This is a genomic window from Pyramidobacter sp. CG50-2 (assembly GCF_003612005.1).
Taxonomy (GTDB): domain Bacteria; phylum Synergistota; class Synergistia; order Synergistales; family Dethiosulfovibrionaceae; genus Pyramidobacter.
In genome coordinates, this window is the sequence record NZ_RAWT01000097.1 from 1 (window position 1) to 1315 (window position 1315).

General features: G+C 59.6%; 1 protein-coding gene. It reads right to left on the reverse strand.

The features are described 5' to 3' along the window. On the reverse strand, positions 1–1268 hold a 1268-nt coding region (locus tag D7D26_RS11910), incomplete at its 3' end, for a hypothetical protein (protein WP_147413087.1). Between the last annotated feature and the right edge of the window lie 47 nt (positions 1269–1315).

Consider the following 1315-nt stretch of genomic DNA (forward strand, 5'->3'; position numbering starts at 1 on the left):
GTCCCGGCGTCGGCGATCTTGAATTTCGCTTCGACGTTATTAATCACGGTGAAGCTGTTGTTGATGGTATTGCTCAGGTTCGCGCCGTTCAGGCCGATGGTGAGGCCGCCCGCGTCGACTTTCGTGGTGACGCCGCCGGCGCCTTTCACGACGAGGGGGGTGGTGCTGTTGATTTCTTTCTCGCCCGCCGGCGTCTCTCCGTCTTTGATGGTCCACTTGGACGCGTTGTTGATGGTGGTGCTGAGGTTGTCGATCTTGTTCTTGGTGGCGTCGTCGAGGCCGATGGTCATCTTTTTGGCGGTGCTGTCATACTCGACTTCCACGTAGTTTTTGCCGGCGAATTCGAGGGTGTTACCGGCCTGGATCGCTCCGGTGTTCGCCCCCGCTTTCACGTTGAAGCCGCCGGCGAGGTTCTGCACGGTGGTGTTGTTGGTGATGGCGGTGTTGATGGTGTTGGTCAGGTTGGCGGTGTTGACTTTGTACTTCACGCCAGCCGTGCCGACTTCGGATTCGATGATGTTGCCGTCGCCGGCGAATTTCACGGTCTGTGTGCCGGTCTTGTCCGCGGTGACGGTTGTCGTGCCGGTGCCTTCGTCGGCCAGTTTGAACTTGGCTTCGACGTTGGTGATCGTGGTGCTGTTGTTGTTGAGCTGGGTGATCAGCTTGGTCTTGTCGATGCCGTAGGTGACTTTCGTCCCGGTCAGGTCGACGGTGACGGTGTCGTCGGCGCCCGCGAATTCCACGGTCGGGGCTGTCGCTCCGCCTAAGGCGACGTTGTTGGTCGTGCTGCCGGCTTTGAGGTCGAAGCCGCCTTGCAGTTTGGTGATGTTGCTGGTGTTGGTGGCGATGTTGGCGGTGTTTCCGCTCACGGTGTTGCTCAGGTTCGTCACGGTCGCGTTGTTGCTGATGTCGAGGTTTGTTCCGAGGTTGGCGTTGGCTGTCACGGTCACTTTTGCGCCGTCAGCCCCGTCGGCCGCTACGGTCACGTCGATCTTGTCGGTTTCGCCTTCGAACTTGATGTTCTTCTTGGTCGCGCCGCCGAGGGTGATGTCTTGTTTCGTTCCTGCGGCGTTGCTGACGGTGAAGCCGTTCTTGAGCGCGGTGATGTCGGTGCCGTGTTGGGTGACCGTGGTGTTGCTGTTCACCTGATTGTTGATCTGGCTGTTCAGCGCCGTTGTGTCGAGGCCGACGGTCAGTTTCTTGGCGGCGGCGTCGTAGGAGGTCTGGACGTAGTTGATGCCCGCGAACTCCAGGGTGTCGCCGGCCACGATCGGGCCTACGCTGCTACCGGATTTGACGTTGAAACCGGCTTTCA